This window comes from Cupriavidus lacunae (genome assembly GCF_003353055.1).
Taxonomy (GTDB): Bacteria; Pseudomonadota; Gammaproteobacteria; order Burkholderiales; family Burkholderiaceae; genus Cupriavidus; species Cupriavidus lacunae.
Window position 1 is genome coordinate 65,343 of record NZ_QKWJ01000008.1, and the last position, 16,108, is coordinate 81,450.

Genomic DNA, 16,108 nt, shown 5'->3' on the forward strand with positions numbered 1-16,108 from the left:
ATCGGAATTCTTAGTTCTTACTGCGCCGTAATTTTGAGTGATGTGACACTCCGCGCTTGTAGTGCGGCGGAGACGTCCGCGTCAAAATAGATGCGTTATCGAATGTGCTGCGAACGCTCGTCGATGAGAAAGTGGCAGTTGTGCCCGCTTGGGGGGCATAACTGGCACTGCGGTCCGGAGGGGGCAGTAACGAGAGACAATCTACGACTGCGGTGTCGTTGTTGGACACCTCGCGGGGGCAATTAGGGACCTCTATCGCGACTGCGCTCATATAGCAGAGTCGTCCATTCCTTTATAAAAAGGAGGGGAAATCTATATTTGTCTATGAAGGCGACTTTGTGGCTAGGTTCGAGGGGAAGTTACCAGGTTCCGTAGAATCAATAGTAAAAACAGAGAGTTTGTGAGGAGATAGCGCTTCCACATGCGGCGTGGTTCCTGAATCACTCTATATAGCCATTCGAGGCCTGAGCGTTGCATCCAGACCGGAGCACGACTGACCTCGCCGGCAACCACGTCGAAAGTTCCACCGACACCCATGACGAAGTCGACACCCAGCTCATCTTTCCAACGATTGATGAAGTTCTCTTTCTTTGGGGACGTGATTGCTACGAACAGTAGGCGGGCGCCAGACGCTTTGACCTTCTCTACCAGAGCCGGTTCGTCATCCCAGAAGTAGCCGTGGTGCCAGCCGGCGATGCGTATCGTTGGGTGCTGCTTGCGCAGGTTCGTTGCGACCTTGTCCACCACCGCCTGTTTGGCTCCGAGCAGATAGATCGGGTATCCCTTCTCAGCAGACAATGCGGCGAGCTCAATGAAGAGATCCACGCCTGCAACCCGCTCCGGTACAGCGTGACCGAGCAGGCGAGCGCCCCAAACAACGCCCATGCCATCGATATTCACGATGTCACAGGCCTTTACGGATTCGGCAAGGGCGGGATCGCTGCGCATATTGACAACCTTGGCCACATTGACGACAACGTGCTGGGTGAACTGTCCAGCGGAGAGGCGGCGGTCAATGACCTCCAGCGTCTCCTGCATGCTCAATGCGTGCGCATGGACGCCAAACAACTCGACCTTTCTACTTTCTAGAATCATTTCGATGTGCCAGCAACTAGCTGTCAATAAACGGATGGCTTTTTGGGGCTGAATTGGTGAGTACAGTCAATACGCGTTCTGCCCAGTCCAGCCTTTGAACGCAGTCCAGAAGATGATTCGCAGGTCCATCCAGAACGACCAGTTCCGGATATAGAAGATGTCGTGCTCCACCCGCTTGGCCATCTTGTCCAGGGTGTCGGTCTCTCCCCGGTAGCCGTTGATCTGCGCCCAGCCGGTGATCCCGGGCTTAACGCGGTGGCGCAGCATATAGAAGTCCAGCTGCTCCTTGTACATATTGTTATGGGCCATGGCATGCGGCCGGGGGCCTACCACGCTCATCTCGCCCTTGAGCACGTTGATGAACTGCGGCAGTTCGTCCAGGCTGGTGCGGCGCAGGAAGGCGCCGATCGGCGTGATGCGGGTGTCGCCTTTGGTGGCCTGTGTGACGGTGCCGTGCTCGGCGTGGACCTTCATGCTGCGGAATTTGTAGACGTGGATGACGCGGCCATCCAGGCCGAGGCGTTCCTGCCTGAAGAGGACAGGGCCCGGGGAGCTGCGCTTGATCATGATGCCGATGATCAGGAACAGCGGCGACAGGGTGACCAGGACTAGCGCGGCAAAGGTGCGGTCAAAGATGGCCTTAACGGTGCCACGTACACCGAGCGAGGGCGGCCTGTTCATTTCCACGGCGGGCATGCCGAGGAAATTGCCGACCTTGTGGTTAAGCAGGTCGAAGTCCAGCAGGCTCGGCATCCATTTGATGTCGATGAAGTCATTGCGCAGGGAGAAGTTGATGTCCTGCATCAGTTGGAACTCACTCATCGGCAGGGTGAGCCAGATTTCATCGATATCGTGCTTCCGTGCAAAGTCGGCGATCTCGGCGCTGTCGGTGACGCGGTGGCAGCCCGGTGGTGTGGGCTCGCCTTCGAGGGCATAGATGCCGCTGATCTTGAATCCCGTGGTGTGGCTGGTGTTTGCGCGGCGGTGCATCTCCTGGCCGGTGCGGCCATAGCCAACGATCAGCACACGCTTGAAGTTGGCGCCGGTGCCTCGCACCGCGTTGAGCACGGCACGGCTGGCCACGCGCAGGGCCAGGAGGCCGGCCAGTGAGAAGGCGTACCAGTAGATCATCCACAAGCGGGACAGGGTGTCGGTCTGGTGCAGCAGGTAGCTCAGCAGCAGGCTGATCAGCCAGACCAGTGTCCAGGCGGACACCAGGCGCGTGACGAGAGAGAGAAAGCTGCGGCCGCGCCAGGATCCATAGAGGTCAAACGCGGGCAGTATGATGAAAGCGACCGCGCAACCAAAGTACTGGACGAACTGGTGTATCGGCGCGTGCGCGGTGGAAAAGCGCAGTTCGCTGGCCAGCAGTGCGGCAAGCCAGATGGCGCCGGCGTCGAGCAGGCGCACCATCAGCGCTAGCTGATCGTGATGCCTGGCAAACATATCTCGATAGACACCCACTGACTTCCCCCGAAGCATTCGCGTAACGGGCACTCATGCGAGTGCCCATGCTTTTCCCCGGCCTAAATAGCTGGCCGCCTCTCTGGCGGCCCGGCTCGCCAGGAGCACGCGTCTTGTCTGCGCATGCTTCCTGGCGTGGACAAAGCAAAGTCGTGCAGGACTGCTTCCGCGGCAGTCGGTTCCAGGGTATGACTGCGCTCAGGTGGTGACCCCCACCAGCAGCGTCCGCTTAGGACGATCTCTGGAACTGCAACGCTCTCTTACTGCCGGCACGCTGGTGGCGCCGGTGTGCTTCGTTTAATCAGGGCCGGATAATGCGGCGCAGCGCGATTCGTCGGTACCCTGCATAAGAAGGGAATGTGCGGGATGATCGTGTGGCAGCTTTGCATCATGCGCTGCCGTTCTGAGACGCACGGTTAAGTGCGAAGGGGAAGCACGGCTACAGTCTGCCGCGTGCATGCAGCACTAAAGCATTGCCGGTCTCAGGCCGATATTAAGGCCCCTCACCCCAGCAAGAAGTAGCAGGAAATGAAAGGAAACGTCTTTACCCGCGATCAGCTCGATACCTATTTTTCTTCTTTCGTCGGCATGGAGGGGGGGAATCCGGCGGCGGCTGTCTGGATTTGCGATCCCGCGCCCACCACGGCAGGCTCGCCGCTAGCGGCGCCACTGGTTCCAGAGCGAGTGCCGCACGCCTGGGACGCGAACTTCCGTGCCGTCCATGCACGGGATATGGCAAGGTGGCAGACGCACCAGCGCCTCGCGCGCATCATGTCGGCAGCGTGGGAAATGGTGTTGTTCGGCCGGCACGATACAGGCGACTGGCACCGTTATCTGTCTGAATATCTGTACCGTGCGCGTGGATGGGAATTCAAGCTGAGCCTGTTCCCGCTGCCAATTCGCGCGGACAACGGACCGACCTGGAAGCGGCTGTATGGCACGCAGCCCGAACTCAATCCCAAGACCAATTACCTGGCATTGTGCCGCGATGGCGGGCGGTTCCGCTTCATCGAGGCTTTGCGCCGCCGCCAGCGCCCCAAGGTGGTGATCTGCCTGGGCGAGCGCCACGAGGCAGATTATCTGCACGCCTTCGGCATGCGCGGCCTGCGGTGCACCGAGCATGTTCTGCAGCCGGCCGATCAGGCGCGGACACTCAGCGTCTATCGGGACCAGGGCACACATCTGGTTATCTGCCCCGCGGTGGCGGGAGCGGCCGGACTGGCGTCGGACGTACTGCTGACGGCGATGGGGCGTTTTATCAGCCAGTGGCTGACGATCGCCGACTTCCAGATGCGGCCGGAAGAGCCCGATCGGCATCGATGGGAAGCACCCAAAGCCACGGTGTGACGGCAATCTGCCGGCGCGGCCGGCGCGCCCTCACGGGCTGCTGCGCAGTAGCCATTGCCTGAAATCTTCGCCTTGGGCTGCGTTCGCGGCTTGCCAGAAGGCACGGTTGTCGGCGTCGGTAGCGTAGGCGCGCAGGTCACTGGGTGACATGCCGAGCGCGCGGCGGAAGGCGCGCGTAAAGTCGGACGGGCTGTTGAAACCCAGCCCGTAGGCAATATCGTTCACGGGTAGTTGGGGATAATGCACCAGGTCCAGCGCGGCGGCGCACAGCCGGCTCCTGCGGATATAGGCTTGCACCCCGCCTTCCGGTTCGAACAAGCGGTAAAGGGTAGCTCGCGAGATTCCCAGCTTTTCGAGTAGCGTGGCAGGTGACAGTTCAGCCTGGCCGGGATTGGCGTCGATCAGCCGGCGGGCGCGTGCGAGGAGGGCGCTGCGGGCAGCGGCGCGAGTACTGCCGTCCAGGCCGGCTTCCCGCCGGAAGGCCGCTGCAAGCAGTTCCACGCCGGTGCGCATCGCGTCCACGGCAGCTTCTGGTGACATTGTGGGGAGATCAATATTGAGTGCCATGGCATGCGCGACTGCCAGGCGGCTCAATGGCGTGTTTATCTCCACGATTCGCCCGTGAGCGGCCTCAGCTCCCATGAAGATTCCATCCATTATCGCGCGCGGCACAAAGAACGACAGCGCACGCGACGCCTTGCGCCGCATCTGGATAGGCTGGCCGAGGTCAGTCAGCAGGATTCCGCCTTGAACTGGCCGTGGATTGCCTCGGGCCCCCGAAACTACGCCGACATTGCCTTCGACGAAAACCTGTATCACGTGGTGCCGTACGGAATCCGTCGAAATCCGGGCGAGACTGCGTTGCAGCGTGACGCCATCACAGCGGCAGTCGGTGAAAGACATGTCCCCGACAAGGTAGCGGTCAATGGCGCCCTGGAAGGGCGCGCGAATGCTTTCGCGCGTGACTTCCAGATCCATGATGTGCCCGACGCGTTCTCGCCATGCAAGGATCTGGCCCTTGGGGGCCTGCAATCCACCCGTACCTACCTCAAAGTGGCTATGCGGCAGGCGTTCGGGTTCGCTTCGAGTGGGGCGGACGCGGCGCGATCTGGCTGTGGAGTTTGGCACGATCGGCAGGGGAGCGGGCTCAGGCCGGTACAGAGTGTTGAGACACGAAGTTTACGCTAATCCAGGGCTGCGATCCAAAACGAACGGTTTTCATGCATGCGCACTTGCCGTTGCCGCCATGGGCGGCGCGCGGCGTAGTGGTGCCATCGCATGGAATGTTACCCCTCTCATGTAGGGAAACGTGATGACAACGAATACTCCCTAAGTGGGGAAAAGAAAGCGCGATTCACACGCAAAATCCTTGAACGTCACTTAGTGTTTCGCCCGAATGTATACAAGCCTCGGCGTTTGGGTAACTTTTAATCCACCAAAGCGGTAGAGGCATGGAAAGAGAAAAGAAAGCGGTCTTTACACGTGAGCAGTTGGACAGGTTCTTCGCGTCTTACGTGGGTATGGATGGGGGAAATCCGGGGGCGGCAGTGTGGTTTTGTGATAGCGCGCCGCATCCGAGGGAAGAGTCGCTGGTCGCGCCGCTGGTCCCGCACATGGGGCCGAACGCATGGGATGCCGCTTACCGCGACAAGCACCGCAACCACATGGAGCGCTGGCAGTCGCACAAGAAGATTGCCCGGATCATGGCTGCGGCGCGTGCGCATGTCCTCGGCATGGCAGCAGGTGAGCCGGACTGGAAGCATTACTTCGACCATCAGCTGTACGCGCCGGACGGCGCCGAGTTCAAGCTCAGCCTGTTTCCCCTGCCGGCGCATCTGATTGGACAGACGCCGTGGTCAAAGGCGTTTCGCGGCCAGCCGGAACTGGTGCCAAAACAGCGCTACCTGGCGCTTTGCCGCGACGGTGAGCGCTTCGTCTTCATCAATAGCATCCGCCAGTACTGGAGGCCTAAGGTGGTGATCTGCCTTGGCGGGCGGCACTTCGACGACTTCGTGCAGGCCTTTGCGCTTGAGGACGTGAGCGTCGCCAACTACATCCTGCAGCCCGCTGACCAGGAAAAGACCCTGCGCGTACTGGAGCACGACGGCACCACGTGGATCATCTGTCCGGCGCTGGCCGGCGCATCAGGGTTGACGTCGGACGTGTTGCTCGACGCGATGGGGCAGTTCCTTGCAGGCTGGCTGGTACCAGGGGATTTTCCTGAGTTGGCATTGACGCAGCTGGCGCAAAGGCGAGCGGGCTAGTAGCCAGCCAGGGCGGGCTGGCGTGCATCGATGATGCCGCTGACCGGTCCCACGGACTGTCTGCAAGCGCAGGCTTTCCCCCGCCAAGTAGGGATGACGCCGATGTGAGGATTGTTTATCAAGTGGGCTGGCACGAAATGCAAGTTACTGCCGCAGGATGGGGCGAGGCGGCAGACGGTCGCAGGATCGCCAGACCATAAACCATAAATCGACGTATCGAAGTATCGATCTCAGGAGAGAGAAGCGTGCAAACCAATACCCGGAATTTCTTTACCCTTGGCATGATGGCTGCCGCCGCGGCAGCGCTGGTTGCTTGCGGAGGGGGCGGCTCGGATTCTCCCTCGACGCCTTCCCAGCCTGCTGCCACCGTGAGCGGCAAGGCCGTTGACTTCTACCTGTCGGGCGCGACGGTCACCTTCCTCGATTGCGCAAACAAGACCGTGACGACCAATGCGACGGGTGACTTCACCTTCCCGGCCGGTTGCACGAAGAGCGCGCTCAAGGTCTCCGGCGGCACCGATATTGGCACCAACCAGCCGTTCACCGGCGTGCTGCAAGCACCGGCGGTGGAATACAAGGCGGGTGTGACGCCGGTGATCTCGCCCCTGACCACGCTGGTGGCGCAACTCGGCGCGGATCAGGCCGCGGCGCTGGCGACCAAGCTCGGCCTTGGGGGCAAGGACCTGACCACGCTGGACCCGATGCAGGATGCAGCCGTGCTCAAGGCGGCGGTGGTCGTGCAGCAGTTGGTGGACCAGGTCGCCAAGACGCTGACGGGCCTGGCCACGGGCGGCACGCTGAGCGCCGCGGATGCGGCCGCCGCGGCGGCCAAGGCAGTTGCCACGGCGGTGGCAAATGCGTCCGGCACGGCAGACCTCACCAGCACCACGCTGGTGACGAACGTTGTGTCGTCCGCTGTGCAGAACGCCTCGGCCGGCCTGCCGGCAAGCCTCCAGTCGAACATTGCCGCGGTGGCGGCCAACGTGGCTGCGCTAGCCGCTCCGGCGGTGGCGAACCAGGTGTCGGGCGTGAGCACGGCACTGAACGCCCTGACGCTGGGCAGCAGCCCGGCCGATACGCTATCGCAGTTGAAGTCGAGCGGTTCGCTGAACGCGGTGGTCGACAGCGCCAAGTCGACAACGACCACGGCGCTGGTAGCGGCGGTGACGCCGGCCGCGCTGACCGATGCGTCGAACACCACCAAGCTGGGCAAGCTCGGCGGCGCCGTGGCAACCGGCAACGCCACCGCGATCCAGCAGGCGGCCTCCGACCTGGGCAGCGCAGTGGACAGCACCGCCGTCAACAAGGTGGCGGATGCGGTCAAGCCGAATAACTACATCCAGTTGGCGAACCTGACGATCAACGGCTTGTCGTACCCGATCGCCGATACGGTGTCGGTCACGGGCGGCACGCTGAGCTCGATCAAGGTAGCGGTCACGGAGAGCGGTGACGCCTTTGCGGGTGGTGCATCGCAAGTACGCGCCGGCCTGAGCTACAGCTACGGTGGCAACCAGGTCGACGTCATCATCGAGAACATCACGCTGACCTTCAGCGGTACGCAACTGATCAACGCGGTGGTGCCGGCCAATACGACCTACTCGTTCCGCATCAGCGGCAACGTGTCGGCCGCTGCAAGCCTGACCAACGCCGCGGCGGACGGCCTGTACGACAGCGCCAATGGCGGTTCGCTGAACCTGCCGTTCACGGTGTTCCTCGCCAAGCTCAAGAACGCCGGCGCGCTGAGCCAGACGCAGATCGATTCGCTCACGCCGAAGGCGGTCAGCACCTTCCCCGTGACGTTCGCGGTGACAGGCCTGGGCGGCAAGGCGGTGAAACTGGGTACGCTGGTCAACGGCAGCGCGCAGAACGCGAAGCGGCAGTCGGTGCAGACCGCCGTGGCAACGGTGAGCGGCGACGGCATCAAGACGACGGTCACGCTCAACTAATGTCCGGCGCGTAGTCGCGTCCTCTGCCTGGTTGGGGAGGACCATGCCATGCCCGGTCACCTGATGCCCGCCCTGAGGGGCGCTGCAGCGGGTGACCGGCTTCTTTTTGTCCGCGCGCGGCGGGCCCCGGGGTCCGCCGCGCGCCATGCCTGAGGCCGGCCTTGGTCTCGGAGTCTCTATGCAGTTGTATCGCAAGCGCCAGCTCGCCCATGCCGGCGCCCTGATGCTGGGATTATCGTGCGCAGGCGTGGCCAGCGCCGCCCCGGACGACGTATTCATGCAGGCAGAGCCCGCCACGGGCGAATTCACCTCGGTGCGAGTCGAGGCCAGCTACGACATGGTCAATCGCACGGTGGACGTCTTCAACCTGCGCCAGAGCCAGGGCAGCGTGCCGGACAATGCCGGCGACTATCGCGGCGGCAAGCTTATGCTGGGCTACAAGTTCTCGCCGCATTGGTCGGGCTCGGCCACCTACTGGCGCCGCGATATCGACTATGGCCCGGACACCAACCAGATCGACAGCTGGATGCTGGCCCTGCATTACGACCCGCTGGCGGAGCCGGGCGCCCGCGATCGGATCATGATGCGCTTCTCGCTGTGGGGAGACCACGGTGGCAGCCTGAACCGCTCGTCGCCGCTGACGGTGCGCAACACTACGTTCAACAGCATCACGGTAAAGAACGCCAACGATATCCAGGGCCAGGCCGACGTGATCTTCTCGGGCGAGCTGACTGAGCGCAACCAGCTCACGGGCTTCTTCGGGCTCGGGTTCAGCAGTGTGACCATTGGCGGCATCAATACGCGCCTGCAACGGGGCAACTGCAATTTCAATGTCTCCATCGGCTCGGACAACATTGCCAACGGCGCGCTGGCCGCACCGTGTCGTGCAGGCAACGTCAACCTGCAGTCGGCCTCGTTCGCGGTCGACGCCAGCCAGTTCGGGCTCAATATCAACGACGACTTCAACTACACGGCCGGCTACCTGAACCTGGGCGGCTCATGGCGCTGGAAGTACGAGAACTTCGCGGCGCGGCTGGGCTACCAGTTCCAGTACCTGCTGCGCAGCAATGTCGATAGCCGTGCGCAAACCTATGGCTACTCGCCGATACGCTCGAACCATACGCTGGGGATGGAACTCTCGTATGCGGTAGTGAAGAACATGGAAGTGTTCCTGCGCGGCCAGGCGTCCCTGCACAATTTCGTCGGCACCATCCCGTTCCTCTACAACGCCGCGACCGCTGGCAAGATGGACCGCTACTACGGCTACGGCTCGATCGGCATTCGCTTCTCGGGATTCTGAGTTCGGGATTCCGGAGAGCCTCTGGGGGGCGGTCGAGTTACGCCCTTCAGATTCGAGCGGAGTTGATCAGCCAAGGCCCGCAGCGGGTCTTGCCTGCTGACCGATCGCCCAGATAAAGCCTGCGTGTTCGCGAGCGATCGCATCGATCACCGCACGGCATTGCTTCGTGGCTTACTCATTCATGGAAGGATGCCCATCTCTCACGACCGTTTTTGTTGTATTTCAGATACATTCAAAGCGGGTTCCGCCTGGGCTTCAACAGCGGGTACGCGATGACAGAGCTTCCTGTCGAGTGATGTAAGAAGCACGTAAATTTGAATGTAAGTGTTCCATGGCGCGCCTGAAGAAGTAAAAGTGAAATCCCCGGCATGTTCATGTTGCGTGGCTAAGCGTCGTTCTCGCCACAGTAGCGCCCCTGACCATTCCGCAATCGACTATTTCCGTTTGCGGCCTTTTTCCAACACCTTGCTGTGCAATGTAAAGTAATCACTTAAATATCGGTTCGGCAGTTAGAGGAATCTGCGGTACGCACTCAGGCAGATTCACGGCGAAGCCTCAGCAAGTCCGCGCTTGCATGGTTTCATCGCAGAGCTGCGAGCTGCGCGGTTGGCCCGGAAAAAGTGGTAGAAGAATAATGTTTTCAGAGCAGTTCGGGGAAATTCTTACGGCATTGGCGAGCTTAACAACGCCTCAGCTTGAAACATTGCAGGCTATGCTGGACAGGATGCGCGCCGAAGGTATCCGCAACCCATCGGTCGAGACAGGTCAGCCACTTCTCACTCGTCAATACACTAGCAGGCACGTTTGGCACGGCAGCAAGCAGGCCGAGCGCCAGCGAACGCTTTACCGCGATACTGGCAAGTCCTGGGGCGCAGCCAAAGGGGCCACAAGTCTTCGGCTCGGGCAGGAAGGCGAATGGCACACCGATAAACGCTGCATCGAGAAGAGCTTGACGGCGGGGAGTGCTGCTGAAAGGGCCGACATCCTTATTGGCACCGCCTTTTTCCAGTACGATCTGTTGCCGCAAGATGTTGTTGAGCATGAGTCGAGCGTCGTTTCGGCGAGGCAAGAGGTCAGCGAGCTTTCGGCGGCGAACATAGAGACCTGCGGAGGCGTCTCCGCGCTCAACGCTCGCGATCTCGTTGACAGGCTTCTGGACGCCAGCGCCGCCACTGCCGCAGCGCACGAGGTGCCGGGGGGCGACAAAGCGCGCAACAGGCGTGATCAATCGTTCAAGCCAGCGCAGGGCATCCCAATCACGCCGGAAGAACTCGGTCTGACCCAACGCCAGGGTGCGGTGCTTGTCCAGTTGCTGGAGGGATTGCCCAACAAGCTCATCGCTCGAAACCTGGGCTTATCCATAAACACCGTCAAGGAGCATGTGTCGGCCGTCCTTCTGCGGCTTGATTTGCGCACTCGCTCGCAGGTGATACCGTGGATGAATCGTCTCAATGAGCATGATCGATCGTTCAAGCCTGCGCAGAGCGTCTCAATCACGCCGGAAGAACTCGGTCTGACCCAACGCCAGGGCGCAGTGCTCGTCCAGTTGCTGGAGGGATTGCCCAACAAGGTCATCGCTCGAAACCTGGGCTTATCCATAAACACCGTCAAGGAACATGTGTCGGCCATCCTTCTGCGGCTTGATTTGCGCACTCGCTCGCAGGTGATATCGCGAATGAAGCAATTCCGTGTGCGGACTGCCGAGTAGCCTCGTGTCCACGCGCCCGCTTGTGCCGCGGATCGCTTGACATCGACTCGTACGATATATATCGTAAGATATGTTTTGCGATATATCCGAGGTTGTCATGCGCCATCATTCCCATCTTTTTGCTTTCTCAGGCCACGGCCGTCACCTGCTGATAGGCCTTGCACCGCACTTCGAAAGCCATTTCGTCCGCCACGCCATGGGCCGCCACGGCGGCGGCTTCTGGGGCGGCGGCCATGACGATGGCTTCGGCTCGGGCGGCCCCGATGGTCCCGGCAGCTTCGACGGTGAAGGCTGGCGCCGTGGCCGCAAGTTCAGCGCGGATGATCTGCAGTTGCTGCTGCTTGCCATGCTCGAGGAGAAGCCGAGCCACGGCTACGAACTGATCAAGGCGATCGAGACCCGCACCAATGGCTTCTACAAGCCGAGTCCCGGCGTGGTCTATCCAGCCCTGACTTATCTGGAAGAAGTCGGCTACGCCACTGTCGATACGGAAGGCAACAAGAAGCGCTACCAGTTGTCCGAGACCGGCAAGGCTCACCTGGCGGCCAACCGCGAGCGGGTCGAGGTGATGATCGCCAAACTGCGCCACGTGGCGCGCAAGGTGGAGTGGATGCGGCGCGCCATGAGCGGTGAGCCGCAGCCCGAGCCGGAGCAGGGCGGCTGGCTGCCCGAGCTGATGCAGGCCCGCGCCGCGATCAAGCGTGCGCTTGCGCTGCGCAGCGACGCGGGGGCCGACGAGCAGCGCCGCATTGCCGAGATCCTGCTGCTCGCCGCGGCCGAGATCGAAGCGGTCCGCAAGGCCTGATACGTGGCACTGACGCTGGCCGCGGCCATCGGCAACCTGACCCGGCAGGTACCGGGTTTGAACCCAGGGAATTCCAACATGAGTGAAAACAACCAGGCATCCACACGCGACCTGACTGTGCAGCGCGTGCGCCATGCGCTCAAGATGCGCCTGCTGCAGGTGGTGCGTACCACGCAGGTGTCGCCGCAACTGCTGCGCGTCACGCTGGGCGGCGCTGACCTGGAAGACTTTGTCTCGGCGTCGTTCGATGACCATGTCAAGGTCTTCTTCCCGGTGGATGGTGCCGACAAGCCGGTGCTGCCGCAGGTCAGTCCGGACGGCATCACCTTCCCCGAAGGCCAGCCGCGTCCGGCCGCGCGCGATTACACACCGCGCCGCCACGATGCGGCGAAGCGGGAGCTGGATATCGAGTTCGTGCTGCACGGCGATGGCCCCGCGTCGACGTGGGCGGCGCAGGCGCAGCCGGGCCAGTACCTGGGCGTGGGCGGTCCGCGCGGCTCGTTCGTGGTGCCTGCGGCGTTCGACTGGCACCTGCTGATCGGCGATGACACCGCACTGCCGGCAATCGGCCGGCGCCTGGAAGAGCTTGGCGCGGATACGCATGCCATCGTCGTGGTGGAAGTGGGCGATGCCGCCGCGCAGATCCCGCTGCCGACGTCAGCGCGATGCGATATCCACTGGCTGCATCGTGGCGATGCGCCGGAAGGCAGCCTGCTGGAAGCAGCGATGCGCAAGCTCACGCTGCCGTGCGGCGAAGGCTATGTATGGGCCGCCGGTGAAGCCGCCGCGATGAAGGCTGTGCGCCAATATCTGGTCGGCGAGCGCGGCATCGACAAGCGCCGCATCCGCGCGTCGGCGTACTGGAAGTGCGGCGATGTGGCGGTGCATGAGACGCTGGACGACTGAGGCGGAGCGCCGCGAGTTGGCGGTACAGGATACCGGGGCCGCCATGTACGCGATGGTCGCGATGGCCTAAGATTAGGGCCATCGCGCCCTCAGGAGGACTCGCCGTGCCGCACGCCGCCATGTCTTGCCGCCTCCCATCCAGCCTGCGCCTTGCGCTGGCCGCCAGTGCGGTTGTCCTTGCCGCCTGTGCGCCTGACTCGGTGCGCAATTTCCAGGCGAAGGACTTCAACGCCTATCTCGATTCGCTGAAGACCGCGTGTCCGAACATGGTCATGGGCTCGAGCAATATCAGCGAATGGCTGCGCACCAGTGGCGACAGCGATGACAGCAACTATGTCTACTGGCTGGACCAGACCTCGCGGCTGTATTACCAGCGCATCTCGGTCAAGGAATACCGCAATTCGACAAGCGCGGCGCTGGGCGGGCGCTCCGATGCGCCCGCGCTGGACTGCATAGTGCGCAACCTGCCGGCCAACCGGTCAACACAATTACCGGGCGGCAGGCTGTAGGCGGCGTTGGGCTTCAATAGACCTCGCACGATCAGTTTGATTACTAAAGACTTTTGGTCTCTGGCCACACGGTGAGATCCACCGTCACACGCATGCAACCTAAATCGCGCAGGTAGTACATAAGTTTCTCCGGGCCTCTAGTAAAGAGATGTGGGCATTGACGACGCGATCGCAACCAATGGTATCCATTAATGCGCACATACCATCCTTCCGATGCCGGCAATATCTCCACGAATACCACTAAACCGCGCTCCAGCATGGCAATGAGTTGATGTTCAAAGAGGTCGGTCAAGGCTTTTCTCCTTCAGTAAAGAAATTGGCTTAGTAGAAATGAACGCCGTTATTTAAATGAGACGTGACGTCACGATTTCCTTGCATTGCGGCAGTATGCTTAGCGGCCCAGATACACCGCTGTGATCTCCTCACGGTTGTGGCCCAATTCCGAAGACACCTGCAGTCGGGCTACACGATCTATGATTCGCTGTTGCGGGGTGAGCTGGGCTGCGATCGGGCCTCCAGCCGCCGGGGCGAGCCAGCCCGTGAGTTGCTGGTATCGTCGCTGGGCATATTGATGTCGAAGCCCATGCAACTTGGATAGACCAGCTTTCTTTACAGCCCGGACATAGCGGCGAAGCTGATCGATATACCTGAGATGTTTGGGGATCATGGAGCCGTTTCCACAGAGTGCAATGGCACGTGCGAGGACTGTTCGCTGATGTTCATTCGTGATTGGCACAGTACGTGGGCGCCCGCCCTTGCACCAAGACGGCTTAAGTTTGATCTCATGCACCTCATTCACTGGCAGGCCTGATAGCGCATATTTCGCCTGAAACTTCAAGCATTCCTCACGCCGCAGTCCGAAGGCGAACTGCAATTCGATAGAGCACCTCAGGCGTTCATCTGAAATTTTTTCAAGATATTCATCATGAATAGTCAGTGCTTTTGAAACATTTGTGACATAGCGGCGCTTCGCAATTCCCAGTTCGCCATTGCTACGTGGCACGCAGTTCTGCTTGCCGACTTTTTCCGCCCACCACCGTACATGTGACATACGGTTCTTCATGGTGCTTGCCGTAATGCCGCTAGCTTTCCATCGTGCCACCAGGGCATCAACGTGCTTTGGCTTTAAGCCGGTCGCAGGAAGCGTTCGATAACCCATGTCTTTGAGGTCATGAGCCACTTGTGCAAGCACGTACTTCCGAGCAGCTTGCGTCGCATACGAGCCATCACGATTGCGCTTTACCAACCGCATCAGGTCAATAAAGATATCGATCTTCATTCCGCTCCCTCATTTTGGTCTGTGTCAATTCTGGTCAGTGATTAATGCGACTGGCTGAAACCAGTCCTGGCACCGTGCCCCTCGGGGCGCGGTACGGGTACAGCCGCCAGCCTCGGCATCACCATCAAGGCCAGTGCGTCCCGCTTGGGGTACGTACAGACGTGTTGGCGACGACATGCCGGGCCTACGTGAGGCGGAAACCTACCTCCGCCACCATTGCTTTCCAATGGACAACTGATTGCAGTGCTGGATGTCCGCTTTTAGAGTGCGGGCGAACTCGCCGAAGATGCTTCGGCTATGCTCAGGATGGCCTGAGGAAAATACGCAGGAAGAAAGGGGGTAAAGGCGTCTCTAGTTGATAAGAAGGGCTGGATTAATGTGATGGAAAAGTAGATATGCCGTTTAGCCAATGTAAACCGTTGGCTATCGCTCAGGGAAACGGGAGGGGATGGAAAGAGTTGCGAAAAGCAAATGGCATTTCGTTGTTGTGGAGTTAGTTTACGAAATCACTTCAAGTAATGTGAAGTTGGTGCAATACTGCAAACGAGATGAATAACCGCTTAAGAATGAAATGAAAGAAATGGGTATGCCGGGCACCCCTATGTTGACGAAATGTTCAGCCTTGTAGGCCCGGCGGGATCGGGAGATGCCTAGCGTGTTTCATGAGGAGGAATCTCAGTGGCGAGCCTTTCAGGTGTGCGAAAGCTCCAAAGGGAGATTCAGTACTTGAGATACTCTGGAAGGGAAATGTATGGGCATGAAGGCTTGGTAGGCCTTCAGCCATGGTCCGGGAAAATTGGGGTGCCTGTGAAAGGCTTAAAGTCGATGGGGCGCTTCAGCGATCGACCCATAACCGGAACGACAGTGGGATCGCTCGGGATGGACGCGGTTCCCCGCTCGTTTGCGCACGCGACGCAGGTCGAACCCCAAGATGGGAACCAAAGAGTTCACCCCTTACAACCATTTAATCCATTCAGCTTGGGGCGCGCAATGCCGCTGCCCAGAGGGGGCGGAAAGTGTTATCCGCGTAATATGCGGCGTTCGACTTTTACACAGGCGTGGATTTCTTAACTCGAAGGACAGCAGGACATTCTTCGATTGAGAGTCGGCAGATGCTAAGTAGCCTGCCTCCTGTCCTGAGTGCGCCCACTATGTCAGTTAAGGTCTGTCTAGACAAAAAACCTGGGGCGGCGTACGCAACGAAAATAAAAGGTTGCGCCGCCACGTTCGGTAAGAAGCGGAAGGAGGCTTATCGAAATCTGGCCAGTTGACGCGTGGACGCACTTAGAGAGCCCAGCCAAAGGCCCTAAAAATGAACGCGTTATGGCTTAGACGGCGAACACAGTAATAAGTGCCTGGCCGGAGGAAGTCATGCCGCGTACGGCTTGTGGCGCGCAGCGCCAAGGTCGATGCCCAGAGGGCGAGAAGTGGTATTAGCATAATATGCGACATCGACTTTTGCAAGTCGCAGCCCCGCCAAACCTT

The 16,108-nt window shown here is 60.4% G+C and carries 12 protein-coding genes and 2 pseudogenes; 9 read left to right on the forward strand and 5 right to left on the reverse strand.

Annotated features, from left to right (window positions below):
- Positions 1-342: 342 nt before the first annotated feature.
- A complete protein-coding gene (locus tag DN412_RS09515; protein ID WP_279635167.1) occupies positions 343-1,038 on the reverse strand; it encodes a WecB/TagA/CpsF family glycosyltransferase in 696 nt (231 codons plus the stop codon).
- Between the two features lie 123 nt (positions 1,039-1,161).
- Entirely contained in the window at positions 1,162-2,541 is a 1,380-nt protein-coding gene (locus DN412_RS09520; RefSeq protein WP_115014295.1) for an undecaprenyl-phosphate glucose phosphotransferase, read from the reverse strand.
- A 546-nt stretch (positions 2,542-3,087) separates the two neighbouring features.
- On the opposite strand from DN412_RS09520, the gene DN412_RS09525 reads away from it, so the two are divergent.
- Positions 3,088-3,906 carry a transcriptional regulator gene (locus DN412_RS09525; protein WP_115014297.1) on the forward strand — a complete coding sequence of 273 codons (819 nt, stop codon included), beginning with the start codon at positions 3,088-3,090 and terminating at the stop codon, positions 3,904-3,906.
- 30 nt (positions 3,907-3,936) lie between these two features.
- Here the strand turns inward: DN412_RS09525 and DN412_RS09530 are convergent, their stop codons facing one another.
- Positions 3,937-4,884 (reverse strand): helix-turn-helix domain-containing protein, encoded by a 948-nt coding sequence (locus tag DN412_RS09530; protein ID WP_244222603.1) that lies wholly within the window; start codon positions 4,882-4,884, stop codon positions 3,937-3,939.
- Positions 4,885-5,357: 473 nt separating this feature from the next.
- Here DN412_RS09530 and DN412_RS09535 point away from each other — a divergent pair, with 473 nt between their 5' ends.
- The 8 genes and pseudogenes from DN412_RS09535 to DN412_RS09570 all read left to right on the forward strand — a co-directional run bounded on the left by DN412_RS09535 (position 5,358) and on the right by DN412_RS09570 (position 13,344).
- Positions 5,358-6,170 carry a transcriptional regulator gene (locus DN412_RS09535; RefSeq protein WP_115014301.1) on the forward strand — a complete coding sequence of 271 codons (813 nt, stop codon included), beginning with the start codon at positions 5,358-5,360 and terminating at the stop codon, positions 6,168-6,170.
- Between the two features lie 245 nt (positions 6,171-6,415).
- Positions 6,416-8,116 (forward strand): hypothetical protein, encoded by a 1,701-nt coding sequence (locus DN412_RS09540; protein WP_115014303.1) that lies wholly within the window; start codon positions 6,416-6,418, stop codon positions 8,114-8,116.
- Positions 8,117-8,294: 178 nt separating this feature from the next.
- Complete coding sequence (locus tag DN412_RS09545) at positions 8,295-9,416, forward strand: hypothetical protein (protein WP_115014305.1); 1,122 nt, start codon at positions 8,295-8,297, stop codon at positions 9,414-9,416.
- 1,243 nt (positions 9,417-10,659) lie between these two features.
- A pseudogene (locus tag DN412_RS46230) lies at positions 10,660-10,863 on the forward strand (response regulator transcription factor); the annotation flags it as partial.
- A gap of 30 nt (positions 10,864-10,893) precedes the next feature.
- Positions 10,894-11,124: pseudogene (locus DN412_RS45635) on the forward strand (response regulator transcription factor); the annotation flags it as partial.
- Positions 11,125-11,221: 97 nt separating this feature from the next.
- On the forward strand, positions 11,222-11,929 hold the full coding sequence (locus DN412_RS09560; protein ID WP_115014307.1) for a PadR family transcriptional regulator: 708 nt from the start codon (positions 11,222-11,224) through the stop codon (positions 11,927-11,929).
- 78 nt (positions 11,930-12,007) lie between these two features.
- Positions 12,008-12,835, forward strand: a complete 828-nt coding sequence (locus tag DN412_RS09565) for a siderophore-interacting protein (protein ID WP_115014490.1) — start codon at positions 12,008-12,010, stop codon at positions 12,833-12,835.
- 119 nt (positions 12,836-12,954) lie between these two features.
- Positions 12,955-13,344, forward strand: coding sequence for a hypothetical protein (locus DN412_RS09570; RefSeq protein ID WP_115014493.1), 390 nt, complete (start codon positions 12,955-12,957; stop codon positions 13,342-13,344).
- A 43-nt stretch (positions 13,345-13,387) separates the two neighbouring features.
- On the opposite strand, the gene DN412_RS43005 is transcribed toward DN412_RS09570, so the two are convergent.
- Both DN412_RS43005 and DN412_RS09575 read right to left on the reverse strand, forming a co-directional pair.
- Entirely contained in the window at positions 13,388-13,636 is a 249-nt protein-coding gene (locus DN412_RS43005; protein WP_133303041.1) for a hypothetical protein, read from the reverse strand.
- 99 nt (positions 13,637-13,735) lie between these two features.
- Complete coding sequence (locus DN412_RS09575) at positions 13,736-14,623, reverse strand: phage integrase N-terminal domain-containing protein (RefSeq protein WP_115014308.1); 888 nt, start codon at positions 14,621-14,623, stop codon at positions 13,736-13,738.
- Between the last annotated feature and the right edge of the window lie 1,485 nt (positions 14,624-16,108).